At 72.7% G+C, this 23,687-nt stretch carries 26 protein-coding genes and 1 riboswitch; of the genes, 12 read left to right on the top strand and 14 right to left on the bottom strand.

The window, feature by feature from the left end:
- Positions 1–11: 11 nt before the first annotated feature.
- The 3 genes from bioD to bioB form a co-directional block, all read right to left on the bottom strand.
- Positions 12–740, bottom strand: coding sequence for a dethiobiotin synthase (gene bioD / locus ABD981_RS33750; protein ID WP_046907718.1), 729 nt, complete (start codon positions 738–740; stop codon positions 12–14).
- 80 nt (positions 741–820) lie between these two features.
- Positions 821–2,101, bottom strand: coding sequence for an adenosylmethionine--8-amino-7-oxononanoate transaminase (locus ABD981_RS33755; protein ID WP_046907717.1), 1,281 nt, complete (start codon positions 2,099–2,101; stop codon positions 821–823).
- On the bottom strand, positions 2,094–3,350 hold the full coding sequence (gene bioB, locus ABD981_RS33760) for a biotin synthase BioB (RefSeq protein WP_046907716.1): 1,257 nt from the start codon (positions 3,348–3,350) through the stop codon (positions 2,094–2,096). The genes ABD981_RS33755 and bioB overlap by 8 nt, the downstream gene beginning before the upstream one ends.
- A gap of 142 nt (positions 3,351–3,492) precedes the next feature.
- Between bioB and ABD981_RS33765 the strand changes: the two genes are divergently transcribed.
- Together ABD981_RS33765 and ABD981_RS33770 are read left to right on the top strand one after the other, a co-directional pair.
- Entirely contained in the window at positions 3,493–4,713 is a 1,221-nt protein-coding gene (locus ABD981_RS33765) for an 8-amino-7-oxononanoate synthase (RefSeq protein ID WP_123954449.1), read from the top strand.
- A 167-nt stretch (positions 4,714–4,880) separates the two neighbouring features.
- On the top strand, positions 4,881–5,321 hold the full coding sequence (locus ABD981_RS33770) for an ATP-binding protein (protein WP_046907715.1): 441 nt from the start codon (positions 4,881–4,883) through the stop codon (positions 5,319–5,321).
- 187 nt (positions 5,322–5,508) lie between these two features.
- Here the strand turns inward: ABD981_RS33770 and ABD981_RS33775 are convergent, their stop codons facing one another.
- The 3 genes from ABD981_RS33775 to ABD981_RS33785 form a co-directional block, all read right to left on the bottom strand.
- Positions 5,509–5,985, bottom strand: a complete 477-nt coding sequence (locus tag ABD981_RS33775; RefSeq protein WP_046907714.1) for a C40 family peptidase — start codon at positions 5,983–5,985, stop codon at positions 5,509–5,511.
- A gap of 3 nt (positions 5,986–5,988) precedes the next feature.
- Positions 5,989–6,164: riboswitch (cyclic di-AMP (ydaO/yuaA leader) on the bottom strand.
- A 340-nt stretch (positions 6,165–6,504) separates the two neighbouring features.
- Positions 6,505–6,810 carry a hypothetical protein gene (locus tag ABD981_RS33780; protein ID WP_046907713.1) on the bottom strand — a complete coding sequence of 102 codons (306 nt, stop codon included), beginning with the start codon at positions 6,808–6,810 and terminating at the stop codon, positions 6,505–6,507.
- A 7-nt stretch (positions 6,811–6,817) separates the two neighbouring features.
- Entirely contained in the window at positions 6,818–7,444 is a 627-nt protein-coding gene (locus ABD981_RS33785) for an ATP-dependent Clp protease proteolytic subunit (protein WP_046907712.1), read from the bottom strand.
- A gap of 58 nt (positions 7,445–7,502) precedes the next feature.
- Between ABD981_RS33785 and ABD981_RS33790 the strand changes: the two genes are divergently transcribed.
- From ABD981_RS33790 to ABD981_RS33825, 8 genes are all read left to right on the top strand, one after another.
- Positions 7,503–7,802: a type II toxin-antitoxin system Phd/YefM family antitoxin gene (locus tag ABD981_RS33790; RefSeq protein ID WP_046907711.1), complete on the top strand. Its 300-nt coding sequence runs from the start codon at positions 7,503–7,505 to the stop codon at positions 7,800–7,802.
- A 289-nt stretch (positions 7,803–8,091) separates the two neighbouring features.
- Positions 8,092–8,394, top strand: coding sequence for an urease subunit gamma (locus ABD981_RS33795; RefSeq protein WP_046907710.1), 303 nt, complete (start codon positions 8,092–8,094; stop codon positions 8,392–8,394).
- A gap of 13 nt (positions 8,395–8,407) precedes the next feature.
- On the top strand, positions 8,408–8,746 hold the full coding sequence (locus ABD981_RS33800) for an urease subunit beta (RefSeq protein ID WP_046907709.1): 339 nt from the start codon (positions 8,408–8,410) through the stop codon (positions 8,744–8,746).
- Positions 8,739–10,460: an urease subunit alpha gene (locus ABD981_RS33805; protein WP_046907708.1), complete on the top strand. Its 1,722-nt coding sequence runs from the start codon at positions 8,739–8,741 to the stop codon at positions 10,458–10,460. Before ABD981_RS33800 ends, ABD981_RS33805 begins: the two co-directional genes overlap by 8 nt.
- 15 nt (positions 10,461–10,475) lie before the next feature.
- Positions 10,476–11,138 carry an urease accessory protein UreF gene (locus ABD981_RS33810; protein WP_046907707.1) on the top strand — a complete coding sequence of 221 codons (663 nt, stop codon included), beginning with the start codon at positions 10,476–10,478 and terminating at the stop codon, positions 11,136–11,138.
- 160 nt (positions 11,139–11,298) lie between these two features.
- Entirely contained in the window at positions 11,299–11,976 is a 678-nt protein-coding gene (ureG, locus tag ABD981_RS33815; protein ID WP_046907706.1) for an urease accessory protein UreG, read from the top strand.
- Positions 11,973–12,734, top strand: coding sequence for an urease accessory protein UreD (locus ABD981_RS33820; RefSeq protein ID WP_046907705.1), 762 nt, complete (start codon positions 11,973–11,975; stop codon positions 12,732–12,734). Before ureG ends, ABD981_RS33820 begins: the two co-directional genes overlap by 4 nt.
- A 193-nt stretch (positions 12,735–12,927) precedes the next feature.
- The gene (locus ABD981_RS33825) at positions 12,928–14,466 is read left to right on the top strand and encodes an alpha/beta hydrolase (protein WP_046907746.1); all 1,539 of its coding nucleotides are present in this window, start codon (positions 12,928–12,930) and stop codon (positions 14,464–14,466) included.
- A 51-nt stretch (positions 14,467–14,517) separates the two neighbouring features.
- Here the strand turns inward: ABD981_RS33825 and ABD981_RS33830 are convergent, their stop codons facing one another.
- From ABD981_RS33830 to ABD981_RS33860, 7 genes are all read right to left on the bottom strand, one after another.
- Positions 14,518–15,552, bottom strand: a complete 1,035-nt coding sequence (locus ABD981_RS33830; protein ID WP_205628158.1) for an NAD-dependent epimerase/dehydratase family protein — start codon at positions 15,550–15,552, stop codon at positions 14,518–14,520.
- Positions 15,553–15,622: 70 nt separating this feature from the next.
- Positions 15,623–16,333 carry a lysophospholipid acyltransferase family protein gene (locus tag ABD981_RS33835; protein WP_046907704.1) on the bottom strand — a complete coding sequence of 237 codons (711 nt, stop codon included), beginning with the start codon at positions 16,331–16,333 and terminating at the stop codon, positions 15,623–15,625.
- Positions 16,334–16,376: 43 nt separating this feature from the next.
- Positions 16,377–16,583, bottom strand: coding sequence for a hypothetical protein (locus tag ABD981_RS33840; protein ID WP_240495204.1), 207 nt, complete (start codon positions 16,581–16,583; stop codon positions 16,377–16,379).
- Between the two features lie 98 nt (positions 16,584–16,681).
- Positions 16,682–17,635, bottom strand: a complete 954-nt coding sequence (locus tag ABD981_RS33845) for a cytochrome c oxidase assembly protein (RefSeq protein ID WP_046907703.1) — start codon at positions 17,633–17,635, stop codon at positions 16,682–16,684.
- 104 nt (positions 17,636–17,739) lie between these two features.
- A complete protein-coding gene (locus tag ABD981_RS33850) occupies positions 17,740–18,765 on the bottom strand; it encodes a 6-phosphofructokinase (protein WP_046907702.1) in 1,026 nt (341 codons plus the stop codon).
- Between the two features lie 161 nt (positions 18,766–18,926).
- Positions 18,927–19,655, bottom strand: coding sequence for a type 1 glutamine amidotransferase (locus ABD981_RS33855; protein WP_046907701.1), 729 nt, complete (start codon positions 19,653–19,655; stop codon positions 18,927–18,929).
- Positions 19,656–19,686: 31 nt separating this feature from the next.
- Entirely contained in the window at positions 19,687–20,928 is a 1,242-nt protein-coding gene (locus ABD981_RS33860; protein WP_046907700.1) for a Mur ligase family protein, read from the bottom strand.
- A 113-nt stretch (positions 20,929–21,041) separates the two neighbouring features.
- Here ABD981_RS33860 and def point away from each other — a divergent pair, with 113 nt between their 5' ends.
- On the top strand, positions 21,042–21,596 hold the full coding sequence (def, locus tag ABD981_RS33865) for a peptide deformylase (RefSeq protein ID WP_046907699.1): 555 nt from the start codon (positions 21,042–21,044) through the stop codon (positions 21,594–21,596).
- 23 nt (positions 21,597–21,619) lie between these two features.
- Here the strand turns inward: def and ABD981_RS33870 are convergent, their stop codons facing one another.
- Positions 21,620–22,270, bottom strand: a complete 651-nt coding sequence (locus tag ABD981_RS33870; protein ID WP_046907698.1) for a TetR/AcrR family transcriptional regulator — start codon at positions 22,268–22,270, stop codon at positions 21,620–21,622.
- 163 nt (positions 22,271–22,433) lie between these two features.
- Between ABD981_RS33870 and ABD981_RS33875 the strand changes: the two genes are divergently transcribed.
- Positions 22,434–23,663: an acyl-CoA dehydrogenase family protein gene (locus ABD981_RS33875; RefSeq protein WP_046907697.1), complete on the top strand. Its 1,230-nt coding sequence runs from the start codon at positions 22,434–22,436 to the stop codon at positions 23,661–23,663.
- Positions 23,664–23,687 lie beyond the last annotated feature (24 nt).

Below are 23,687 nucleotides of genomic sequence, written 5' to 3' on the forward strand. Positions count from 1 at the left end.
GCGTACGGAGTTCAGGCGCGGGTCGCCGCCGCGAACTCCTCGGTGAACGCCGCCGCGTCCCAGTTCCCGCCCAGCGCGGGCGCCAGCCAGCCGGCCGCCGCCGCGCGGAACGCCTCGCCGTCCAGGGCGCCGGCGCCCGCCGGCACCGCCCCGAGCAGCGGGGCGTCCGACACCGCGGGCAGGTCCGCCAGGTTGCACCGGGCCGCCAGGTCCGGCTCCCCGGGCCAGCTGCCCACCACCACGCCCAACTGCTCGATCCCGCGCGCCCGGAGGGCCTCCGCCGTCAGCGCGGCCGAGTTGAGCGTGCCGAGTCCGGCCGTGGCGACGACGAGGACGGGCGCGCCGAGCAGGCGGGCCGCGTCGGCGAGCGTCCCGCCCTCCTCGTCGAACCGTACGAGGAGGCCGCCGGCGCCCTCCACGAGCACCAGGTCGTGCTCCTCCGCCAGCTTCCGGGCCGCCTCCGCGACCTCCGCCGGGCCGACCGGTGCCATGCCGGCGCGCCGGGCCGCCGTGTTCGGCGCCAACGGCTCGGGGAACCGCGCGAGTTCCTCCCCCGTGGCCGCCCCCGACAACCGCAGCACCTCGTCGACGTCCCCCGCCTCACCCGGTGCCACCCCCGTCTGCGCGGGCTTCAGCACGGCGACGCTGCGGCCGGCCGCGGTGGCGAGGGCGGCGGTGGCGGCGGTGACGATGGTCTTGCCGATCTCGGTGCCGGTGCCGGTGACGACGATGACGGTCATGCGGATCCTTTCGAGGTGGTGCTCTGCGATCGATGGCGGGCGCCGCGACCCGCCGGGGGTGCGCGGCGCCCCGCGGCCGGTCAGCCCGCGCGGGCCGCCGCGCGCACCGCCGTCGCGATGCGGGACACGTCCGCGTCCCCCGTCACGAACGGCGGCATCGTGTAGATCAGGTCCCGGAAGGGCCGCAGCCAGACCCCCGACCGGACCGCCGCGCGGGTCGCCGCCGCCATGTCGACTTCGTGGTCGAGCTGGACGACGCCGATCGCGCCCAGGACGCGGACGTCCCGGACCCCCGGGAGGGCGGACGCCTCCGCGAGGCCCTCGCGCAGGCCGGCCTCGATGCGCTTGACCTCGACCTGCCAGTCCTGCGAGAGGAGCAGGTCGATCGAGGCGAGCGCGACGGCGGAGGCCAGCGGGTTGCCCATGAAGGTGGGGCCGTGGGCGAGTACGGGGACCTCGCCGCGCGAGATGCCCTCGGCGACCCGGCTCGTGCAGAGCGTCGCCGCCATCGACAGGTAGCCGCCGGTCAGCGCCTTGCCCACGCACATCACGTCCGGCGAGACCCCGGCGTGGTCGGCGGCGAACAGCGCCCCCGTACGCCCGAACCCGGTGGCGATCTCGTCGAAGACGAGGAGGACGCCGTGCTCGTCGCAGGCCTCGCGCAGCACCCGCAGGTAGGCGGGGGAGTGGAAGCGCATGCCGCCCGCCCCCTGCACCACCGGCTCCACGATGACCGCGGCCAGCTCGTCCGCGTGCCGCCCGATCGCCTCGCGCAGCAGCTCCGCGTACGACTCCTCGTACGCCGCCGGCGGGGCGTCCACGAACACCTGCCGCTGCAGCACGCCGGACCACAGCTCGTGCATCCCGCCCTGCGGGTCGCACACCGACATCGGCTGCCAGGTGTCCCCGTGGTAGCCGCCGCGCCAGGTGAGCAGCCGCTGCTTGCCGGGTCGGCCGACCGAGCGCCAGTACTGGAGGCACATCTTGGCCGCCACTTCGACGGCGACCGAGCCGGAGTCGCTGAGGAAGACGTGCCGCAGCGGCTCCGGCGTGATCTCCACCAGGCGGGCGGCGAGCCGGACGGCCGGCTCGTGGGTGAGCCCGCCGAACATCACGTGGCTCATCCGGTCGAGCTGGCCGCGCACCGCCTCGTTCAGGACGGGGTGGTTGTAGCCGTGGATCGCCGACCACCAGGAGGACATGCCGTCGATCAACTCGGCCCGGCCCTCGGACGGTTCGGCGAGCCGGAGCCGCACCCCGGACGCGGAGTCGACGACCAGCGGCTCCGCGCGGCCCGGCATCGGGCCGTACGGGTGCCAGACGTGCGCCCGGTCCAGGGCCAGCAGTTCGTCGTTACGCATTCGGCGCGAGGTCCGTACCGGCGCCGCGGCGGCGCACCGCCACCAGGTCCGTCCTGGCCTCGGAAGCCGAGGGAGCCGCGGGAGCCGCAGGGGCCGAGGCCGCCGCGGGCTCCGCGGGCTGCTCGGACACCGCGCCGCCGCACGGACCGCAGCCGCCGCCCGCCTCCGCGTGGGAGCCGCAGCCCCCGCCACCGGCCGACGCGTGGGAGCCGCAGCCCCCGCCACCGGCCGCCGCGAGCGCGTCCGCACGGTGCGCCGGGAGCGTCGTCGTGCCCGCGCCCTCCACCTCGAAACCGGCGTCCGCGATCATGTCGAGGTCGGCCTGGCCGGCCTGGCCCTCGCTGGTCAGGTAGTCGCCGAGGAAGATCGAGTTGGCGATGTTCAGGGCCAGCGGCTGCATCGTCCGCAGGTGGACCTCGCGGCCGCCCGCGATCCGCACCTCGACGTCCGGGCAGACGAACCGGACCATCGCGAGGATCCGCAGGCAGCGCTGCGGGGTGAGGTTCCACTCCTTGGCGAGCGGGGTGCCCTCGAAGGGGATGAGGAAGTTGACCGGGACCGAGTCCGAGTCGAGCTCGCGCAGCGCGAAGACCACGTCGACCAGGTCCTCGTCGGTCTCGCCCATGCCCGCGATCAGGCCCGAGCACGCGGACAGGCCCGCCGCGTGCGCCTTCTGCACGGTGTCCACCCGGTCCGCGTAGGTGTGGGTGGAGGTGATCTCCCCGTACGTCGCCTCGGACGTGTTCAGGTTGTGGTTGTACGCGTCGGCGCCGGCCTCCCGCAGCCGCTCCGCCTGGCCGTCCGAGAGCAGACCGAGGCAGGCGCAGACCTCCACGCCCTCGTTCTCCTCCTTGATGGCCTCGATGGTCCGCCCGACCCGCTCGACGTCACGGTCCGTCGGTCCGCGGCCGCTCGCCACCAGGCAGACCCGCTTCGCGCCGCCGGCGACCCCGGCGGCCGCCGCCGCGGAGGCCTCGTCGGGCTTCAGCCACGTGTACTTGAGGATCCCCGCCGTGGAGCCGAGGCGCTGCGAACAGTACGAGCAGTCCTCGGGGCACAGGCCGGACTTCAGGTTCACCAGATAGTTGAGCTTCACCCGCCGCCCGAACCACTGACGGCGCACCTTGCCGGCAGCGGCCACCACATCGAGCAGGTCGTCGTCGGAGGTCGCCAGTACGGCGAGCGCTTCTTCACGGGTCGGCGACTCGCGCCGCAGCCCCTTGTCCACCAGCGTGTTCAGCAGGTCCATAAGCGCTGATCCTGGCGTACCGCACGCCCCTCGGCCAAGGAGGAACTGAACAAACGACCCCGTTTGAGGTGTGTGTATGGCCACACCCTGACCTCGGCCCGGGACGGTTAGGGTCTGTGCGCTGCCTACAAAAGGATCCGCCATGCCGCCGTACGCCGAGGACCCGCAGGACCCGAGCGCGGGGCGGGACCCGCGCGAGGCCGCTTTCGACTGGACCGACACCGCGGCACGGCAGCGCGAGCGGGCGGGCCTGGTGCGCACCCTGCGCCCCCGGGCGGCCGAGTCCGACCTGCTCGACCTCGCGGGCAACGACTACCTGGGCCTGACCCGACGCCCGGAGATCACCGAGGCGGCGGCCGGGGCGGCCCGCCGCTGGGGCGCGGGCGCCACGGGCTCGCGGCTGGTCACCGGCTCCACCCGGCTGCACGCCCGGCTGGAACGCGAACTCGCCGAGTTCGGCGGCTTCGAGGCGGCACTCGTCTTCTCCTCCGGTTACACCGCCAACCTCGCCGCGCTCACCGCGCTCTCCGTGCCGGACGGCCTGATCGTCTCCGACGCGGGCAACCACGCCTCCCTCGTGGACGGCTGCCGACTGGCGCGCGCCGAGACGGCCGTGGTCCCGCACACCGACCCGGAGGCCGTCGCCAAGACCCTCGCCGCCCACCCGGGCCGCCGGGCGCTGGCCGTCAGCGACTCCGTCTTCTCCGTGGACGGCGACCGGGCCCCGCTCGCCGAACTCGCCGCGGTCTGCCGGGCGCACGGCGCGGGCCTGGTCGTCGACGACGCCCACGGCTTCGGCGTGCTGGGCGAGGGCGGGCGCGGCGCGCTCCACGAGGCGGGACTCGCCGGCGCCCCGGACGTCGTCGCCACCCTCACCCTCTCCAAGTCGCTGGGCAGCCAGGGCGGCGCGGTCCTCGGACCGGCCCGGGTGATCGAGCACCTGGTCAACGCGGCCCGCACCTTCATCTTCGACACCGGACTCGCCCCGGCCGCCGTGGGCGGCGCGCTGGCGAGCCTGCGTCTGATCGCGGCCGAACCGGGCCTGGCGGCCCGGGCCCGTGCCGTGGCGGCCCGCCTGCACCGGCTGCTCACCGAGGCCGGGCTGACCGCCGCCCGCCCCGACGCGGCCGTGGTCTCGGTCCGCGCCCCGGGCCCGCAGGAGGCGCTGCGCTGGGCGGCGGACTGCCGTGAACGGGGTCTGGGCGTCGGCTGCTTCCGGCCGCCGTCGGTCCCGGACGGCATCTCCCGCCTCCGGCTGACCGCCCGGGCGGACCTCACGGACGCGCAGATCGAGCGGGCCGTGGAGACCATCGTCCGGACGGCTCCGGACGGGGCGGCGGAGAGGGAGCCCGACGCGGGCTGACCGCGGGTCACGCGCGGTTGTCCGGTCGCCCGTCGCACCGTTCACTGCTTCGGGCGACAGATATCCGCATATCTTGGTGGATCGCCACCCAGGGCGGCACGATCGGTGGCAGTCTGGCGCGCAGCGCAAACCGGGGCTCGGCCCGGTGGGAAAGGGACGGCGTCGCCATGGCAGATCACCAGGAAGCAACCGTCACGCTGCCGAGCGATCCGGCCTCGGTAGCGGCCGCCCGGCGGTACGTCGCCGAGGTCCTCGGGTCCTGGGGGCTCGACGACATCGACGAGGGCGACGACATCGCGGACACGGTGCGGCTGATCGTCTCCGAACTGGCGACCAACGCCGTCCAGCACACCTTCGGCCAGTCGCCGACCTTCACGGTCGACGTGCGCCTGGAGCGCGACGAGCAGTTGCGCATCGGGGTGACTGACAGCCACCCGCGCTGGCCGCGGCGGCTGCCCGCCGCCGTGCAGCAGGACAACGGGCGCGGCATGGTGATCATCCGCTATCTGGCCGCCGAGGCGGGCGGGCGGCTCTCCGTGACGCCCACGGAGGAGGGCGGCAAGACGGTCTGGATCCGACTGCCCTGGCCGGCGGCGCACGCCGCCTAGGCTTCTCGGCCCAGCGGCGGTCCGTGCGGTCGCGGGGGTCGCGCCCGGGCGGGAGGAGGGGCCGGCGGCGCCACCGGACGCTCCTCCCGCACCGTCGTGCATCACGTCGGTACTTCACACTTCGTACATCGGCGCATCAGCGCATCGGCTGATCAGGCCGACGAGCCCGTGCGGCGGGGTCCGCTCGTCAGCGGACGCGGCCGTAGGAGATCTTCGAGCTCCAGATCTTGTCGAGCTTCACCCATGAGCCGGTCTTCGGCGAGTGCCAGATCTTGTTGTTACCCGCGTAGATTCCGACGTGGTACACCCTTCCGCCGGAATGGAAGAAGACCAGGTCCCCCTTCTGTCGGCCGGCCGCCGAGATGTGCCGGGTCTTGTTGTACTGCTGCTGCGCGGTGCGGGGCAGCGTCTTGCCCGCCTTCTTGTACGAGTAGAGCGTGAGTCCCGAGCAGTCGAACCGGCTCGGTCCCGTGGCTCCGTACCTGTAGGGCGATCCCTTCTTCGAGGCGGCGACGTTCAAGGCCGTGTTGGCGTAGGACGTCGCGGCCTGGGCCTCCGGCGCCGCTCCTGGGGCGAGCAGCGTGCCGCCGACGGCGGCGAGGGTGAGAGCCGAGACGGCTCCGGCCCGGGACAGCAGGGACGGGACATGAATCTGCGCAGTCATGCGCAACCCTTCGTCAGCCGCCTGTGAAGGATGACCTGTCGGGTTCGGGCAGGCGAAGATGCCCGGCCGCGGCTGCGGCTTCACCCCGAGGAACGTCCCGTACTGCTCGCGAACGTCCCGTACTGCTCGGGTCCTCCACTCCTGCCGATCCACTCCTGTCGACCAGACGTCCGGGACGGCGGCAGGACTCGGCGTCCGCCCGGACCGCCCCGCCGTGGGTGGCGGGGGCTTGTCGTCGACGAGGATCTTGACCCACGGACAGGGCGAAATCCGAGCTGAAACGGCGATATGTGAGGCTCCTCACGACTGATCCATACGGGTGGACAGTCTCGTTTCTCGATCTTCGGAGGTTTGGCCGATGAGCCCCGCACCTGCGACGGAACGCCCGATTCCGCCAGATGCGTACTCCTGTTGCGCAACTCGTCCGGGTTCTATGTCGATACGTCGACTACGCCGAACGAGGGAGTGATTCTGCGCTTTCCGTGCCCCGGGTGGACCTCGACACGACACGCCGGAGTGTCAACTCGCGGGCTCTTCGGGGACGGTGACCCGGCCGGCCCGTCGCTCTCCGTCCAACACCCGTAACGCGCGCGCCAATGTGTCGGCGTGGACCTCGCTCTCGCCCCGCATATGCATGAGCGTCAGGGCGTCGCGCAGCGCCGTCGCCCGCCCCACCAGCGCTTGAGCGGCGCGCAGGGCCCCATAGGTATGCGTGGATCTGGATGGATTGATCCGCCCCAGGAGGTCCACGACTTCGAGGTACGTGTCGACGAACTCGCCCTCGGCGCGGGTCAGTGCGGGGAGCGGCGGCAGCTCCGGGACCATCGCGGGATCACCCCTCCCCGGCGCCGGTCGAGTGGGCGCGGGTCTGAACCACGTGGTCCACCAGGCCGTACGCCAGCGCGGCCGGCGCGTCCAGGACGGTGGTCCGGTCCAGATCGGCGCCGGTCCGCTCGCGGCTCTGTCCGGTGTGCTCGGCGAGCAGGCCGACGACCAGCTCGCGCTGGCGCAGCAATTCCCGGGCGTGGATGTCCAGATCGCTCGGCTGCCCCTGCAACGGTTCGTCCATGGTGGGCTCCTGGAGGACGATCCGGGCCCCCGGGAGCGCCAGCCGCCGCCCCGGCGAGCCGGCCGCGAGCAGGACGGCGGCGGGCCCGACGGCCTGGCCGAGGCAGGTGGTCTCCACCTCGCAGGAGAGTGTCCGCATCGTGTCGTAGACCGAGGTCATGGCGCTGATCGAACCGCCGGGGGAGTTGATGTAGAGGGAGAGCGGCTGCCCGGGGGACGCGTGGTCCAGGTACAGGAACTGGGCGATGGCGTCGTTGGCCGAGGTCTCGTCGATCGGCGTGCCGAGGAAGACGATGCGTCCTTCCAGCAGCTTCGAGTAGGGGTCGAGGGTGCGGCTGCCGTAGCCGGTGCGCTCGGTGAACTCGGGAAGGACGTAGCGGGCCTCGTGCATGGCGTACTCCTCTGTCTGTAAAAAATGTACAGGACGTACAGACCGTAAGATGAGGAGCATGGCCTACGAGATTCCGGTGACGCAAGCGCGCGCAGAGCTCGCCGATCTGATCAACCGTGTCGTCTACGGCAATGAGCGCGTGGTCGTGACCCGCCACGGCAAGCCGCTCGTCGCCCTGGTGTCCGCCGCTGACCTGGAACTTCTCGAGGCGGCCGAGCAGCCGTCCGAGGAGCGGGCGATCAGCTCGGTCGCCGCCGTGCACACGATCGCGTCCGCTCCGGGTGAACAGCGCCGTTTCGGCATCGCCGCCCACCACCGCGACCCGGGCGCGCCGGGCGCCCCCGGCGTCGGCGGCTGAGGCAGGGGCGAACGCCTTCGCGTCGAGCGCGTTCGGTCGGGGCCCGTGAAGGTATACGAGCCCCGACCCCGGCGACGGGAAGTCCGTGGCCGGGAATCGTCCACCCCGTACTCCCGCGTGCTGAACTCCACGGCGTCGCAAAGCCCGAGTTAACCAGCAGGAAAAACTTCCGCCCTAACGTGCAATGTCTGGCCCGCAGGCCCTTCCCCCGACGTCAACAGAGTGTTGAAGATCGTTAGGGTCCCTGCGTCCGGGAGTCATGCCCGGTGGACGACAGTGAGGTGGAAGCGTGCAACTCAGCCCCCATGAGCAGGAACGGCTGCTCATCCATGTCGCGGCGGACGTGGCCGAGAAGCGCCGGGCCCGTGGCGTCCTGCTCAATCACCCCGAGGCCGTCGCGCTCATCACCTCGCACGTCCTGGAGGGCGCGCGGGACGGTCGGACCGTCGCCGAACTCATGGCCTCCGGCCGCAAGGTGCTCACCCGCGACGACGTCATGGACGGCATCCCCGAGATGATCCACGACGTCCAGGTCGAGGCCACCTTCCCCGACGGCACCAAGCTGGTGACCGTGCATGAGCCGATCATCTGAGGGGGCACGGCCGATGATCCCCGGAGAGATCCTGTACGCGGACGGCCCCGTGGTCCTCAACGAGGGCCGCCCGGTCAGCCGCCTCACCGTCCTCAACGCCGCCGACCGGCCCGTCCAGGTCGGCTCCCACTACCACTTCGCCGAGGCCAATCCCGGTCTGGACTTCGACCGCGCCGCCGCGCGCGGGCTGCGGCTGAACATCGCCGCGGGCACCGCCGTCCGCTTCGAGCCCGGCATCCCCGTCGAGGTCGAGCTGGTGCCGATCGCCGGCCGCCGGGTCGTACCGGGGCTGCGCGGCGAGACCGCCGGACCCCTGGACACCACCCGGCCGGAAGGAGGCGACCGTGCCTGAGCTGCACCGCGCCGTGTACGCCGACCTGTTCGGCCCCACCACCGGCGACCGGATCCGGCTCGCCGACACCGATCTGCTCGTCGAGATCGAGGAGGACCGCTCCGGCGGGCCCGGCCGGGCCGGCGAGGAGGCCGTGTTCGGCGGCGGCAAGGTCATCCGGGAGTCCATGGGCCAGTCCAGGACCACCCGCGCCGAGGGTGCCCCCGACACGGTGATCACCGGCGTCGTGGTCATCGACCACTGGGGCATCGTCAAGGCCGACATCGGCATCCGCGACGGCCGGATCACCGCCCTCGGCAAGGCCGGCAACCCCGACACGATGGACGGGGTCCACCCCGAGCTGGTCATCGGCCCCGAGACCGAGGTGATCGTCGGCAACGGGCGGATCCTCACCGCCGGCGCCGTCGACACCCATGTCCACTTCATCTCGCCGACCGTCGTCGAGCAGGCCCTCGCCACCGGCGTGACCACCCTCGTCGGCGGCGGCACCGGCCCGGCCGAGGGCACCAAGGCCACCACGATCACCCCCGGCCCCTGGCACATGGCCCGGATGTTCGAGGCCCTGGACACCTTCCCCGTCAACATCGGTCTGCTCGGCAAGGGCAACACCATGTCCCGGGAGGCCATGCACTCCCAACTGCGCGGCGGCGCCCTCGGCTTCAAGATCCACGAGGACTGGGGGGCCACCCCGGCCGTCATCGACGCCTGTCTGAGCGTCTGCGAGGAGACCGGCGCCCAGCTGGCCATCCACACCGACACCCTCAACGAGGCGGGCTTCGTCGGCGACACCCTCGCCGCCATCGGCGGCCGCACCATCCACGCGTACCACACCGAAGGCGCGGGCGGCGGGCACGCCCCGGACATCATCACCGTGGTCTCCGAGCCGCACGTGCTGCCCAGTTCGACCAACCCCACCCGGCCGCACACCGTCAACACCATCGAGGAACACCTCGACATGCTGATGGTCTGCCACCACCTCAACCCGGCCGTCCCCGAGGACCTCGCCTTCGCCGAGTCACGGATCCGGCCCTCGACCATCGCGGCCGAGGACGTCCTGCACGACCTCGGGGCCATCTCGATCATCTCCTCCGACTCCCAGGCCATGGGACGGATCGGCGAGGTGATCATGCGGACCTGGCAGACCGCCCACGTGATGAAGAGGCGGCGCGGCGCCCTCCCCGGCGACGGGGACGCCGACAACCACCGGGCCCGGCGCTACGTCGCCAAGTACACGATCAACCCGGCCGTCGCGCAGGGCATGGGCCACCTCATCGGCTCGGTCGAACCCGGCAAGCTGGCCGACCTGGTGCTGTGGGAGCCGGCCTTCTTCGGGGTCAAGCCGCTCGTCGTGATCAAGGGCGGGCAGATCGCCTACGCGCAGATGGGCGACGCCAACGCCTCCATCCCCACCCCCCAACCGGTGCTTCCCCGCCCGATGTTCGGCGCGCTGGGACGGGCGGCCGCGGCCGGCTCGGTCAACTTCGTCGCCGAGGCGGCGATCGAGGACGACCTGCCGCGGAAGCTCGGCCTGCACAAGGAGTTCACCGCGATCGGCTCCACCCGCCGGATCACCAAGGCCGACATGCGGGAGAACGACGCGCTGCCCCGGGTCGAGGTCGACGCCGACACCTTCTCGGTGAGCATCGACGGCGAAGCGGTCGAACCCGCTCCCGCCGTCGAACTGCCCATGGCCCAGCGCTACTTCCTCTTCTGACGGGCCCCGCACTCCATGAGATCCGCACTCCTCGTGCTCGCCGACGGGCGTTTCCCCGCCGGCGGGCACGCCCACTCGGGCGGCGCCGAGGCCGCCGTCAAGGCCGGCCGGCTCAAGGACGCCGCCGACCTGGAGGCCTTCTGCCGCGGCCGGCTGCACACCACCGGGCTCACCGCGGCGGCCCTCGCCGCCGCCGCGGCGCTCGGCGCCGATCCGTACGCACTCGACGCCGCCGCCGACGCCCGCACCCCCTCGCCCGCCCTGCGCGCCACCGCCCGCAGACTCGGCCGGCAGATGATGCGGGCCGCCCGCGCGGCCTGGCCGGGCCCCGAACTCGACCGGCTGTCCACCGCGTTCCCGCGCGGCGCCCACCAGCCGGTGGTCCTCGGCACCGCGGCCCGCGCCGCCGGGCTCGGCCCCGAGGACGCGGCGCACTGCGTCGGCTACGAGACGGTGAGCGGACCCGCCACCGCCGCCGTACGCCTGCTCGGCCTGGACCCCTTCCAGGCCACCGCGGTCCTCGCCCGGCTCGCCCCCGACCTCGACCACGTCGCCGCCCGGGCCGCGGCGGCGGCCCGCGAGGACGACGTGGACGCCCTGCCCGCCGCCTCCGCCCCGCTGCTCGACCTCACGGCCGAACAGCACGCGACCTGGCCGGTCCGCCTCTTCGCCTCCTGAACCACGGCCTCGGCGCGCCGAGCACCCCGAGCACCCCGGCACCCCGAGCACCACGGCGCCCGAGCACCCCGGCACCCCGGCACCCGAGGACGCCGCGGGGCGCCGCGTACGCGGTAGTCCCCCCGAGCGGCCCCCGCACCCCGACAACCCTGGAGCCCCCATGCACCTCGACCACGGCCACGACCACATCCACGCCGTCTCCGCCGACGCCCGCCGCCCCGACGGCACCCGCCGCGCCCTGCGCATCGGACTCGGCGGCCCCGTCGGCTCCGGCAAGACCGCCACCGTCGCCGCCCTCTGCCGCGAGCTCCGCGACAGCTTCTCCCTCGCCGTCGTCACCAACGACATCTACACCCGGGAGGACGCCGAGTTCCTGCTCCGCGAGGCCGTGCTGCCGCCCGAGCGGATCCAGGCCGTCGAGACCGGCGCCTGCCCGCACACCGCGATCCGGGACGACATCTCCGCCAACCTCGAAGCCGTCGAGGACCTGGAGGACTCGGTCGGCCCGCTCGACCTGGTCCTCGTCGAGTCCGGCGGCGACAACCTCACCGCCACCTTCTCCCGGGGCCTGGTCGACGCCCAGATCTTCGTCATCGACGTCGCCGGCGGCGACGACATCCCGCGCAAGGGCGGCCCCGGCGTGACCACCGCCGACCTCCTCGTCGTCAACAAGACCGACCTCGCCCCCCACGTCGGCTCCGACCTGGACCGGATGGCCGGCGACGCCGCCGCCCAGCGCGGCGAGCTGCCGGTGGCCTTCCAGTCGCTCCGCTCCGCCGAGGGCGTCGCCCCGGTCGCCGACTGGGTCCGGGCCCGGCTCGCCGCGTGGACCGCATGAGCCTGCGCGCCACCGCCCGGATCGTCGCCGCGCCGGACGGTTCGCTCCCCGTCCTGGAGAGCGACGGGCCGCTCGCCCTGCGCCGCACCCGCGCCCCCGGCCCGTACACCCGGGTCACCGTCGTCGGCGCCATGAGCGCCCCGCTGGGCGGCGACCGGCTCCTCCTGGAGGCCGAGGTACGGGACGGGGCGCGGCTCCTGGTCGACTCCGCCGCGGCGACCGTCGCCCTGCCCGGCGTCGACTCGGCCCCCGCCACGTACGACCTCCGGCTCACCGTGGGGGAGGGGGCGGAGCTCCGCTGGCTGCCCGAGCAGCTGGTCTCGGCGGAGGGTTCCGAGCTGCGGATGCGGACCACGGTCGAACTCGCCGAGGGCGCCCGGCTGGTGCTCCGGGAGGAGCAGATCCTCGGCCGGCACGGCGAACGGCCCGGCACCCTCGCCACCCGGCTCACCGTGCGGCGCGCCGGCCGTCCCCTGCTCGACCAGGAGCTGGGGTACGGGCCGGGCGCCCCCGGCGGCTGGGACGGACCCGCCGTCCTCGGCGGTCACCGGGCCACCGGGCAACTCCTGGTGGTCGACCCGGCCTTCCTCGCAGAAGGGGGCGAGAGGGGCGAACCGGTCGAATCCCGGCTCCTCGGCGAGCATGCCGTGCTCGTGCCCCTCGCCGGTCCCGCGGCCCTGGTCACCGCCGTCGCGCCCGACGCGCTCGCGCTGCGCCGCGCCCTGGACGAGGGCCTGGAGCTGCTCGCTCCGAAGTGAGTCCCGCTCAGCGGTACACCGCTCTCCGGTTATTGGTTCGGCAAAGAAACACGCGTACGCCCTTTTACCGGAGGCCCCAAGGACGAAAGGATCCCCCGGACAGCCCACCACGGCGCTGCCACGGGGGCGGCGCCCACCGAGGGGGAGGAACCACTTGAGACGTACAGCAGTGCTCGGCTCCGCCGGCACTCTGATGACGGCGACGCTCATAGTCGGCGCGCTGGCCGCACCGACGGCCGGCGCGCAGAGCCGCCACGACCGCGACGACGAGGCGCGCGGCGCGACCATCGCCGCCGCCCGCGCCGCGAAGGCCGGCATCGACTGGCAGGACTGTCCGGCCGACTGGGGGCTCGAGAAGCCCATCAAGTGCGGCTGGGTGACCGTTCCGGTCGACTACGCGCGGCCCAACGGCAAGACCATCAAGATCGCCGTGGACCGCATCGGCGCGACCGGCACCCCGGCCGAGAAGCAGGGCGCGCTGCTCTACAACCCGGGCGGCCCCGGCGGCTCCGGTCTGCGCTTCCCGCGCCGCGTCACCACGAACAACAAGATCTGGGCGAACGCCGCCAAGGCCTACGACTTCGTGGGCTTCGACCCGCGCGGCGTCGGCCACTCGGCGCCGATCTCCTGCGTCGACCCGACGGACTTCGTCAAGGGCCCGAAGCTGGACCCGGTCCCGGACAGCGAGGCGGACAAGCTGGCCCAGCGCAAGCTGGCCGCCGCGTACGCCAAGGGCTGCGCCGAGAAGAGCGGCGACATGCTGCCCTTCATGACCACCCGCAACACCGTCCGTGACCTGGACGTCATCCGGGCGGCGCTCGGCGAGAAGAAGCTCAACTTCGTCGGCGTCTCCTACGGCACCTACCTCGGCGCCGTCTACGGCACGATGTACCCGGACCACGTGCGCCGCATGGTCGTCGACAGCGTGGTCAACCCGGCGAAGAGCAACATCTGGTACCAGGCCAACCTGGAGCAGGACATCGCCTTCGAGGGCCGTCTCAAGGACTGGATGACCTGGGTCGCCCAGCACGACGACACCTTCCACCTCGGCAAGACCCTCGCCGAGGTGCAGCAGCAGTGGGTGACCCTGCGCGCCGCCGCCAAGAAGGCCCCCCTCGGGGGGAAGGTCGGCCCGGCCGAGCTCATCAACTTCTTCCAGAGCGCGCCGTACTACGACTCCTCGTGGATCCCGGTCGCCGAGGCCTGGAGCGCCTACGCCCAGGGTGACCCGCAGCCGCTCATCGACGGTGCCGCCCCGGATCTCACCGACACCGCCGGCAACATCGCCTCGGAGAACGGCAACGCGGTCTACACGGCCGTCGAGTGCGCCGACGCGCCGTGGCCGACCAGCTGGAAGAAGTGGGACCGGGACAACTCCCGCCTGCACGAGCAGAACCCGTTCATGACCTGGGCCAACGCCTGGATGAACCTGCCCTGCGCCACCTGGTCCGGGCCGCGCCAGCAGCCCACCCAGGTGAAGACGGGCAAGGGCCTGCCGCCGGTGCTCATCGTCCAGTCCGAGCGTGACGCGGCGACGCCGTACGCCGGCGCGGTCGAGCTGCACAAGCGGTTCAAGGGTTCGCGCCTGATCACCGAGAAGGGCGCCGGCTCGCACGGCGTCACCAACCTGGTGAACTCCTGCATCAACCCGAAGGTCGAGGCCTACCTGCTCACGGGCAAGGTCGACAGCCAGGACGTGACGTGCGAGCCGCACGCCACGCCCAAGCCGTAACACCCGCACCACAGGGGGGCGGTCGCCGTACGGCGGCCGCCCCTCCGCGTGTCAGCGCGCGGCCAGCCAGGCGTCCTCCGCCGCGTAGTCGAAGAAGTCCACGCCGTACTTCACCAGACCGGGGAAGGCCTCCCGCCAGTCCCGCTCCGCCACCGCGGCGGCCAGGTACTCGATCGTGCCGGGCAGCGACTCCGCGTACCCCGTCACCGGCCGGTAGCCCAGCTCCCGCTCCGCCGCCGCCATGTCGCAGACCATCGGGCGGGGCGTCGTCCACGGCGTGTAGCCGACCATGTCCTTCCCGGGCGCCCCGTCGAACAGGACCGTCTCGCTGCTCACGCCCATCGCCGCGTCGATCGCCGCGCCGATCTCGGCCACCGAGGGCGCCTGCGGGTCGGCGGCGTTGAGCACCCGCGTCCCCGGCTGCGCGGCGGCCAGCCGGACCAGCTCCGCCAGGTTGTCCACGTGCACCGGGTGGAAGACGGACCGCCCGCCCTCCGCCAGGATGCGCACCGGGCGCCCGTCCAGCGCCCGCTTGACGAACCACAGCTCGCGCGGCCCCGGGCTGTACGGGCCGTGCACGGCCGCCGCCCGCAGCAGGGTGGCCGGCAGCCTCCCGGCCGCCGCCAGCAGCTCCCGCTCCAGCGCCACCTTCCGGGTGCTGTACGAGCTGTCGCCCGGCGCGACCGTGCCCAGGGTCTCCGGGACCGGCAGCGGGTAGTCCGGGAAGCCGTCCGGCTCGTCCTGCGTGTCGAAGTTGCGGCCCTGCGCGTCCTGGTAGACGGCGGCGCTGGAGATCACCACCGCCGATCCGATCCGCTCGGCGAGCCCCGTCAGCTGCCGCCCGTGCGCGGCGTCGAAGGCCACGACGTCCACCAGGACGTCGGTGCCCCCGCCGAGCGCCGTCGCGAGCGCCCCCTCCTCCGTGCGGTCCACCGCCACCGACCGGACCTCCGCCGGCCACCTCTCGTCCCGGCCGCCGCGGCGCGAGGCGGCCGTCACCTCCCAGCCGTCCTCGACGAGCGCCCGCACGGCCGCCCGCCCGATCTGTCCCGTCGCTCCCAGCACGAACGCGTTTCCCTTGGTCATGCGGGGGACGCTACGGGCCGGGGGCCGCGCCGCCCAGGCCCTTTCGCCGTGCGCGGATCCGCTGTGGGCGTCAGGCCGGCGGGAACTTCCCCGGTCCCTCGTCCGTGCCGCCCGCCGCCTTCACGTCCGCCGCGTAGGCGTCCACGTACTCCTGCCCGGACAGCCCGAGGATCGCGTACATGATCTCGTCCGTGACCGCCCGGACCACGGCCCGCTCGCCCTGCATCCCCGCGTGGCGGGAGAAGTCCAGCGGCTCCCCGAAGCGGATCGTGACCCGCCGGATCCTCGGCAGCACCCGCCCGGGCGGCTGGATCTCGAAGGTCCCGACCATCGCGCAGGGCACCACCGGCACCCCCGCGGTCAGCGCCATCACGGCCACCCCGACCTTGCCCTTGTAGAGCCGCCCGTCGTGCGAGCGGGTCCCCTCCGGGTAGATGCCGAGCAGCTCGCCGCGGCCCAGCACCCCGAGCCCCTCCCGGATCGCCGCCCGGCCCGCCTCCTTGCCGGAGCGGTCCACCGGGATCTGCCCGACGCCGCGGAAGAACGCGGCCGTCAGCCGGCCCTTCAGGCCCGGGCCCGTGAAGTACTCCTGCTTGGCCAGGAAGGTGATCCTGCGGTCCAGCATCACCGGCATCAGGAAGTGGTCCGAGAAGGACAGGTGATTGCCGGCGACGATCGCCGCGCCCTCCTCCGGCACGTGTTCCAGGCCCTCCACACGGGGCCGGAACAGCAGCTTCAGGAGCGGACCGAAGAGCAGGTGCTTGAGGACGTGATAGATCACCGGCAACCCCCGTCGGACGTCGGACAAGCTGTGCGCGGCCCCGTCAGGGCTGGGGCTTCGGGCGTGGACGCGGGCGCCCGGCCCGTGGCTCGCCGCTGTCCGCGGCGGCCATCCCGATCGTGACCACGCCGAGAATCACCCAGCCGAACCAGAGCCAGCCGCTGCTGCCGAGCGCCACCGTGTACGCGGTGGTGAGCACCAGGGCGGCGGCGGTGACCGCCGCCATCGTCTTCGTGGGACCGGACATCATCGCTCAGCCCTCCTCGAAGCCATCGTGACTCCTGGGACGGGCCGGGCGCCAGCCCTGCGACGGCGGGGAAACCGTGCTAGGGGCGGAACCAGGGGGCGCTACTGCGAGGGACGCCCCTGGAGCGAGGCCAGGTACGCGTTGTACGCCTCCAGCTCCTTGTCGCCGTCCCGGTCCGCCTGCCGGTCCTTGCGGACCGCCTGGCGCTGCTCGGAGTGGTACCACTGGTAGACCAGGGCGATCAGCACCAGCACCGACGGGATCTCGCTGAACGCCCAGGCGATGCCGCCCGCCGCGTTCTGGTCGGTCAGGGCGTCGATCCCGAGCGAGGCCGGCGGGTTCTTGTACACCTCGACCAGCGGTTCGGTCGCCATCATCATCGCGATGCCGAAGAACGCGTGGAACGGCATGCCCGCGAAGAGCTCCAGCATCCGCATCACGTAGCCGGGGCGGTGCGGGCCCGGGTCGACGCCCATGATCGGCCAGAAGAAGACCAGGCCCACCATGAGGAAGTGGACCATCATCCCGATGTGGCCCGCCTTGGAGCCCATCAGCGTGTCGAACAGCGGGGTGAAGTACAGCCCGTACAGGCTCGCGATGAACATCGAGATCGTGAACGCCGGGTGCGTGATGATCCGCATGTACCGGCTGTGCAGCAGCTTCAGCAGCAGCTCGCGCGGACCCGTGGAGCCCCGCCCCGCCACCGGCAGCGCCCGCAGCGCCAGCGTCACCGGCGCGCCGAGCAGCAGCAGGATCGGCGACAGCATGGAGATCACCATGTGCTGCACCATGTGCACGCTGAACATGACCATGCCGTAGTCGTTGAGCTTGGTGCACATCACCAGGGCGATGCTCAGCACGCCCACCGCGAAGAACACCGTCCGGCTCACCGGCCACGCGTCCCCGCGCTTCCGCAGCCGCGCCACGCCCCAGCCGTACAGCCCGAGCCCGGCGACGCAGCCGATCAGGAAGAAGAGGTCGGGGGAGAACTCCAGGGCCCGCCCCAGCGTGAACGGCGGCAGATCCATGGTCATGCCGTGCCCGCTGTGATCCATTTTTCTACTCCTGGAGCCCGATTCGCGCTTGTTGTCCGCACCAGACTAGAACCGCCCCCGGCCGCGACTGCGACCGGGGGCGGTTCCTGGGGTGACGGGGTGCCTCAGAGCACGCACTCGGCCTCGGCGTAGCGCTCCGCCGGGACCGTCTTCAGGGTCTCCACGGCCTGCGCCAGCGGCACCAGCTCGATCTCCGTGCCGCGCAGCGCCGTCAGCATGCCGAAGTCGCCGCGGTGCGCCGCCTCCACCGCGTGCCAGCCGAAGCGGGTCGCGAGGACGCGGTCGTACGCGGTCGGGGTGCCGCCGCGCTGGACGTGGCCGAGGATGACCGGGCGGGCCTCCTTGCCGAGGCGCCGCTCCAGCTCGGCGGAGAGCTGGTTGGCCACGCCGGTGAAGCGCTCGTGGCCGTAGATGTCGGTGCCGGCGGTCTTGAACTCCATCGAGCCCTCGCGGGGCTTCGCGCCCTCGGCGACCACCACGATCGCGAAGCGCTTGCCGTCCTCGAAGCGGGCGCCGACCCGGGCGGTCAGCTCGTCGATGTCGAAGGGACGCTCGGGCACGACGATCGCGTGCGCGCCGGCGGCCATGCCGGAGTGCAGCGCGATCCAGCCGGTGTGCCGGCCCATGACCTCGACGATCAGCACGCGCTGGTGGGACTCGGCGGTGGTCTTCAGCCGGTCCAGGGCCTCGGTGGCCACCGTGACGGCGGTGTCGAAGCCGAAGGTGACGTCGGTCGAGGCGATGTCGTTGTCGATGGTCTTGGGCACGCCGACGATCGGGAGGCCCGCCTCGGAGAGCAGGTTGGCGGCCTTGAGGGTGCCCTCGCCGCCGATCGGGATGATCGCGTCGATCCCGAGGTCCGCGACGTGGCCCTTGGCGCGCTCGACGCCGTCGACCAGGTGCGCGGGCTGGACCCGGGAGGAACCGAGCATGGTGCCGCCGCGGGCGAGTATGCCCGCCACCGAGTCGAGGTCCAGCTTGCGGTAGTCGCACTCCAGGAGGCCCTTCCACCCGTCGTGGAAGCCGATGACCTCGTCACCGTGGTCGACGACGGCGCGGTGCACGACGGACCGGATGACGGCATTCAGACCGGGGCAGTCTCCGCCGGAGGTGAGCACACCAATGCGCATAGCCCAAAAACCTTTGCAACGTGGGCCGACTCCCGGACCACGTCGTCCGGCTGGATCCCCGCCACCCTATCGGTGCAGGGTGGCGGGGCCGAACCGGATGTCCGCACAGTGGACAACGTACTTTCGTACGAGAGATGTACGGACCGGGGCGATACGGGCCGTCAGGCCGGCTGCGAGGCCGCCGCGATGCGCTCGGCGCGCAGCGCCTCGTACCACCGGTCGTCCGTCGGCGGCAGCGCGTTCACGTCCAGCGCCAGCTTCAGCATCAGGTCCGCGACCTGCGGGTTGCGGGCCATGACGGGGCCGTGCATGTACGTGCCGAAGACCGTGTCGTTGTACGCGCCCTCGGTGCCGTCGCCGGTGCCGTTGCCGTTGCCGAAGACGGTCCGGGCGAACGGGCGGGCGGTCGGGCCGAGGTGGGTGACGCCCTGGTGGTTCTCGAACCCGGTGAGCTGGGGCAGGCCCAGGTTCGGGTCGATGTCCGCGAGCACGTCGCCGACGCACCGGGCGCCCTCGCCGCGGACCGTCGTCACGTCGAGCAGGCCGAGGCCCGCCTGGCGCTCGCCGACGTCGTTGACGAACTCGTGGCCCAGGATCTGGTAGCCGGCGCAGACCGAGAAGATGATCGCGCCGTTGGCCGCCGCCCGGCTCAGACCGCCGTCGCGGAGCAGCCGCTCGGCCGCGAGCCGCTGCGGCCGGTCCTCGCCGCCGCCGATGAGGTAGATGTCGCCGGAGGTCGGGACGGGCTGGTCGCTGCGCACGTCGACGCGCTCGACGCTGAGTCCGCGCTGGCGGGCGCGGCGCTCGACGACGAGGACGTTGCCCTGGTCGCCGTAGGTGCTGAGCAGGTCCGGGTAGACCCAGACCAGACGCAGGCTGCTGTCAGTCATGCTGCAAGTCCTTCTGCGGGGTCGTGTCGGGTCAGTTGCCGACGCGGCGGCGGACGTCCTGGAACGCGGTGTAGTTGCCGATCAGCTCGATCTGGCCGGGCGGTGCCACCGTCACGGCCTCGTCGATCGTCTCGCACACGCGGAAGTCCACGCCGGCGACCTCCAGCCGGACCGCGAGGTCCAGCTTGCGGTCGCCGATCACCATGATCGGGTGGCCGGCCAGGCGGCCGTAGTCCACGTCCCACAGCCAGGAGGTGTCCGTGCCGTCGGCGCCGCGGGCGTTGACCGCGAGGATGACCGGGGTCGGCGGCTGGTCGATGAGGGAAAACGTTTCGAGCCAGCCGGCCGGGTTCTTGGCCAGCAGGAGCCGCAGCTCGCGGCCCTGGAAGGAGACCACGTCGTAGCGGCCGGCGACGGCCTGCACCTGGTACATGCGCTCCAGCGCGACCTGCGGCGGCACCCCGAAGACCGCGGCGACCGCGGCGGAGGTGGCGGCGTTGGCCTTGTTGGCGCGGCCGGGCAGCTGCAGGTGGATCGGCCAGGCCGAGCCGTGCGGGTCGAGCACGTGGTCGCCGCTGAGCGCCCAGCTCGGCGCCGGACGGCGGAAGCCGCACTCGCCGCAGAACCAGTCGTCGCCGGGGCGCTGCATCACACCGCCGCAGGCGGGGCAGGACCAGGCGTCGTCCTTCCACTCCTGGCCCGCGGCCACCCACACCACGTTCGGCGAGGAGGAGGCGGCCCAGACGATCAGCGGGTCGTCGGCGTTGGCGATGACGACGGCCTTGGTGCCGTTGAGGCCCTCGCGCCACTTCTCCGCGAGCATGCGGGTCTCCGCGGCGCGGTCGAGCTGGTCGCGGGAGAGGTTGAGCAGCGCGATCGCCTTCGGGGTGGTGTCCCGGGCGACGCCCGCCAGGTACTTCTCGTCGACCTCGATGACGCCGTACTTGGCGTCCGAGCCGCCGGCCAGGGCCGAGGTGATGCCCGCCGGCATGTTGGCGCCGAGGGCGTTCGAGACGACCGGGCCGCTGGCGCGCAGCGCCTCGGCGATCAGTCGCGTCGTGGTGGTCTTTCCGTTGGTCGCCGACACGAGGACGACGTCCAGGTGCTGCGCGAGCCGGCCCAGCAGATCAGGGTCCAGCTTGAGCGCGACCCGGCCGCCGATCACCGATCCGCTGCCGCGTCCCGCTGCCCGCGACACCGCGGCGGCGGCCTTGCCCGCCGTCACGGCCAGTTTCGCGCGCGGCGACAGCGGCTCCGAGTTGCTGCCTGACATCGTCCTTGTTCCTCCTTGCGTCGGTCCGGGCTCAGCCTATCGAGATCCGGCCAGCAGCCCGAACCGCGCCTCCGTGGCGCGGGTGGCTGCCCCCTGAACGTACCCTTGCGCCCATGCGAAACCGCTTGATCCCCGGCAGTTCCGGCCATGTCCGAGCGATGACCCTGCTCGGCGACCCGGTGCTGCACACGCCCTGCGCGCCCGTCACCGACTTCGGGCCGGAGCTCGCCCGGCTCGTCGAGGACATGTTCGCGACCATGTACGCGGCGAACGGCGTGGGCCTCGCCGCCAACCAGGTGGGCGTGGGGCTGCGGGTCTTCGTGTACGACTGCCCCGACGACGAGGACGTCCGGCACCTGGGCCATCTGGTCAACCCGCGCCTGGTCGAGGCCGACGGCGACGTGTACCGCGGCCCCGAGGGCTGTCTGTCGCTGCCGGGCCTGGAGGCGCCGACGCCCCGCTTCGACCGTGCCGTGGTCGAGGGCGTCCGGGTGGACGGCACCCCGGTCCGGGTCGAGGGCACGGGCTTCTTCGCCCGCTGCCTCCAGCACGAGTCCGACCACCTGGAGGGCGGCGTCTACGCGGACCACGTGACCGGGTGGCGGCGGGGCAGGCTGCTGCGGCAGATCCGGAAGGAGCCGTGGGGGAGCGGGGCGGCGGCGCTGTAGCCGCCGCGGGTGCGGGCGCGGGCTCAGAACCCGGGCCCGTCCGGCCGGTCGCCGGCCGCCGCGAGGCGGCCCCACAGCAGGTCCGCCATGCTGCGGACCAACTGCTCCCGGGAGCAGGGGCGTTCGCCGAGCCACCAGTCCCCGGCGGCGTGCATCATGCCGACGATGCCGTGGCCCCAGATGCGGGCCTGGGCCTCGCCGTCGGGGCCGAGGTCGACCCGCTCGGCGATGACCTGGCCCAGCTCCTCGCCCATGCGCCGCAGCAGCGGCGCCGAGTGGCGTCCCACGTCGAAGCCCTGCTCGGACTGGTGGGACTCCTCGGCCGGGTGCATGAGGAAGCGGTAGACCTGGGGCATCGCCTCGATGGAGGCCAGGTAGGTGTCCAGGGTGGACTCGACCCGGCGGCGGCGGTCGGCGGGCGCGTCCAGCGCGGCCCGGAGCGCCGAGAGCAGGGCGTCGGTGTGGCGGGTGGCGAGGGCCCGGTAGAGGCCGCCCTTGTCGCCGAAGTGGCGGTAGAGGATCGGCTTGGTGATCCCGGCCTCGGCGGCGATCGCGTTCATCGAGGCCTTGGGGCCGTCCCGGAGCACCACGCGGTCCGCCGCCTCCAGCAGTTCGCGGCGCCGTTGGTCGGCCGGCTTCTGCTGCTCGGTGGTGGTCCGGTGTGTGGTGTCCATAAGCGTGTCTCCCCGCCCGTGCGAATTCCTGAGGCTGTCGCAACGTAACACCCTGACGGCACTCGGTGCCGATCGGGCGGAACCGCTCCGCTGCTGGTTGACAGCCTCTACCCGTCGGTAACAGACTGCTGTTACCGCAAGTAACATACCGCCGGGAGGGAACATGGCCGAGTTCACGCTCGAACTCAACGACGACCAGAAGCAGGTGCGCGACTGGCTCCACGGCTTCGCCGCCGATGTGATGCGCCCGGCGGCCGCCGAGTGGGACGAGCGTGAGGAGACGCCCTGGCCGATCATCCAGGAAGCGGCCAAGATCGGCATCTATTCCCTCGACTTCTACGCCCAGCAGTTCTTCGACCCCACCGGCCTCGGCATCCCGATGGCCATGGAGGAGCTCTTCTGGGGCGACGCCGGCATCGCCCTCTCCATCGTCGGCACCGGCCTCGCCGCCGTCGGCGTGCTCGCCAACGGCACCGAGGAGCAGATCGGCACCTGGATCCCGCAGATGTACGGCGACGCCGCCGACGTGAAGGTCGCCGCCTTCTGCTCCTCCGAGCCCGACGCCGGCTCCGACGTGGCTTCCCTGCGCACCCGCGCCGTCTACGACGAGGCCAAGGACGAGTGGGTGATCAACGGCACGAAGACCTGGGCGACCAACGGCGGCATCGCCAACGTCCACGTCGTCGTCGCCGCCGTCGACCCCGAGCTCGGCTCCAAGGGCCACGCCTCCTTCATCGTGCCCCCGAACACCCCCGGCCTCTCGCAGGGCCAGAAGTTCCAGAAGCACGGCATCCGCGCCTCGCACACCGCCGAGGTCGTCCTGGAGGACGTCCGGGTCCCCGGCAGCTGCCTGCTCGGCGGCAAGGAGAAGCTGGACGAGCGCCTGGCCCGCGCCCGAGAGAAGGCGAAGGCGGGCGGTGGCGAGCGGGTGAAGAACGCCGCCATGGCCACCTTCGAGGCCTCCCGACCCGCCGTCGGCGCCATGGCCGTGGGCACCGCCCGCGCCGCGTACGAGGTCGCCCTCGACTACGCGAAGACCCGCGAGCAGTTCGGCCGCCCCATCATCGACAACCAGGGCGTCGCCTTCCAGCTCGCCGACATGCGCACCCAGATCGACGCCGCCCGGCTGCTCGTCTGGCGCGCCTCCTGGATGGCCACCGCGGGCAAGCCCTTCACCTCCGCGGAGGGCTCGATGTCCAAGCTCTACGCGAGCGAGGTGGCCAAGAAGGTCACCGCCCAGGCCATCCAGATCCTGGGCGGCAACGGCTACACCCGGGAGTACCCGGTCGAGCGGATGCACCGCGACGCCGCCATCTACACGATCTTCGAGGGCACCAGCGAGATCCAGCGCCTGGTCATCGCCCGCACGCTGTCGGGCATGCCGATCCGCTGACCCGGAGCCGGAGCCGGAGCCGGA

The organism is Streptomyces showdoensis (assembly GCF_039535475.1).
GTDB lineage: Bacteria > Actinomycetota > Actinomycetes > Streptomycetales > Streptomycetaceae > Streptomyces > Streptomyces showdoensis.

Excerpts from the sequence above, each read along its gene's own strand:
- ABD981_RS33855 (WP_046907701.1), bottom strand. The coding sequence starts at position 19,655 with ATGACTGACAGCAGCCTGCGTCTGGTCTGGGTCTACCCGGACCTGCTC.
- ABD981_RS33850 (WP_046907702.1), bottom strand. The coding sequence starts at position 18,765 with ATGCGCATTGGTGTGCTCACCTCCGGCGGAGACTGCCCCGGTCTGAAT.
- ABD981_RS33845 (WP_046907703.1), bottom strand. The coding sequence starts at position 17,635 with ATGGATCACAGCGGGCACGGCATGACCATGGATCTGCCGCCGTTCACG.
- ABD981_RS33755 (WP_046907717.1), bottom strand. The coding sequence starts at position 2,101 with ATGCGTAACGACGAACTGCTGGCCCTGGACCGGGCGCACGTCTGGCAC.
- ABD981_RS33825 (WP_046907746.1), top strand. The coding sequence starts at position 12,928 with ATGACGGCGACGCTCATAGTCGGCGCGCTGGCCGCACCGACGGCCGGC.
- def (WP_046907699.1), top strand. The coding sequence starts at position 21,042 with ATGCGAAACCGCTTGATCCCCGGCAGTTCCGGCCATGTCCGAGCGATG.
- bioD (WP_046907718.1), bottom strand. The coding sequence starts at position 740 with ATGACCGTCATCGTCGTCACCGGCACCGGCACCGAGATCGGCAAGACC.
- ABD981_RS33780 (WP_046907713.1), bottom strand. The coding sequence starts at position 6,810 with ATGGTCCCGGAGCTGCCGCCGCTCCCCGCACTGACCCGCGCCGAGGGC.
- ABD981_RS33860 (WP_046907700.1), bottom strand. The coding sequence starts at position 20,928 with ATGTCAGGCAGCAACTCGGAGCCGCTGTCGCCGCGCGCGAAACTGGCC.
- ABD981_RS33800 (WP_046907709.1), top strand. The coding sequence starts at position 8,408 with ATGATCCCCGGAGAGATCCTGTACGCGGACGGCCCCGTGGTCCTCAAC.
- ABD981_RS33775 (WP_046907714.1), bottom strand. The coding sequence starts at position 5,985 with ATGACTGCGCAGATTCATGTCCCGTCCCTGCTGTCCCGGGCCGGAGCC.
- ABD981_RS33875 (WP_046907697.1), top strand. The coding sequence starts at position 22,434 with ATGGCCGAGTTCACGCTCGAACTCAACGACGACCAGAAGCAGGTGCGC.
- ABD981_RS33840 (WP_240495204.1), bottom strand. The coding sequence starts at position 16,583 with ATGATGTCCGGTCCCACGAAGACGATGGCGGCGGTCACCGCCGCCGCC.
- bioB (WP_046907716.1), bottom strand. The coding sequence starts at position 3,350 with ATGGACCTGCTGAACACGCTGGTGGACAAGGGGCTGCGGCGCGAGTCG.
- ABD981_RS33790 (WP_046907711.1), top strand. The coding sequence starts at position 7,503 with ATGGCCTACGAGATTCCGGTGACGCAAGCGCGCGCAGAGCTCGCCGAT.
- ABD981_RS33870 (WP_046907698.1), bottom strand. The coding sequence starts at position 22,270 with ATGGACACCACACACCGGACCACCACCGAGCAGCAGAAGCCGGCCGAC.
- ureG (WP_046907706.1), top strand. The coding sequence starts at position 11,299 with ATGCACCTCGACCACGGCCACGACCACATCCACGCCGTCTCCGCCGAC.
- ABD981_RS33765 (WP_123954449.1), top strand. The coding sequence starts at position 3,493 with ATGCCGCCGTACGCCGAGGACCCGCAGGACCCGAGCGCGGGGCGGGAC.
- ABD981_RS33770 (WP_046907715.1), top strand. The coding sequence starts at position 4,881 with ATGGCAGATCACCAGGAAGCAACCGTCACGCTGCCGAGCGATCCGGCC.
- ABD981_RS33810 (WP_046907707.1), top strand. The coding sequence starts at position 10,476 with ATGAGATCCGCACTCCTCGTGCTCGCCGACGGGCGTTTCCCCGCCGGC.
- ABD981_RS33830 (WP_205628158.1), bottom strand. The coding sequence starts at position 15,552 with ATGACCAAGGGAAACGCGTTCGTGCTGGGAGCGACGGGACAGATCGGG.
- ABD981_RS33820 (WP_046907705.1), top strand. The coding sequence starts at position 11,973 with ATGAGCCTGCGCGCCACCGCCCGGATCGTCGCCGCGCCGGACGGTTCG.
- ABD981_RS33785 (WP_046907712.1), bottom strand. The coding sequence starts at position 7,444 with ATGCACGAGGCCCGCTACGTCCTTCCCGAGTTCACCGAGCGCACCGGC.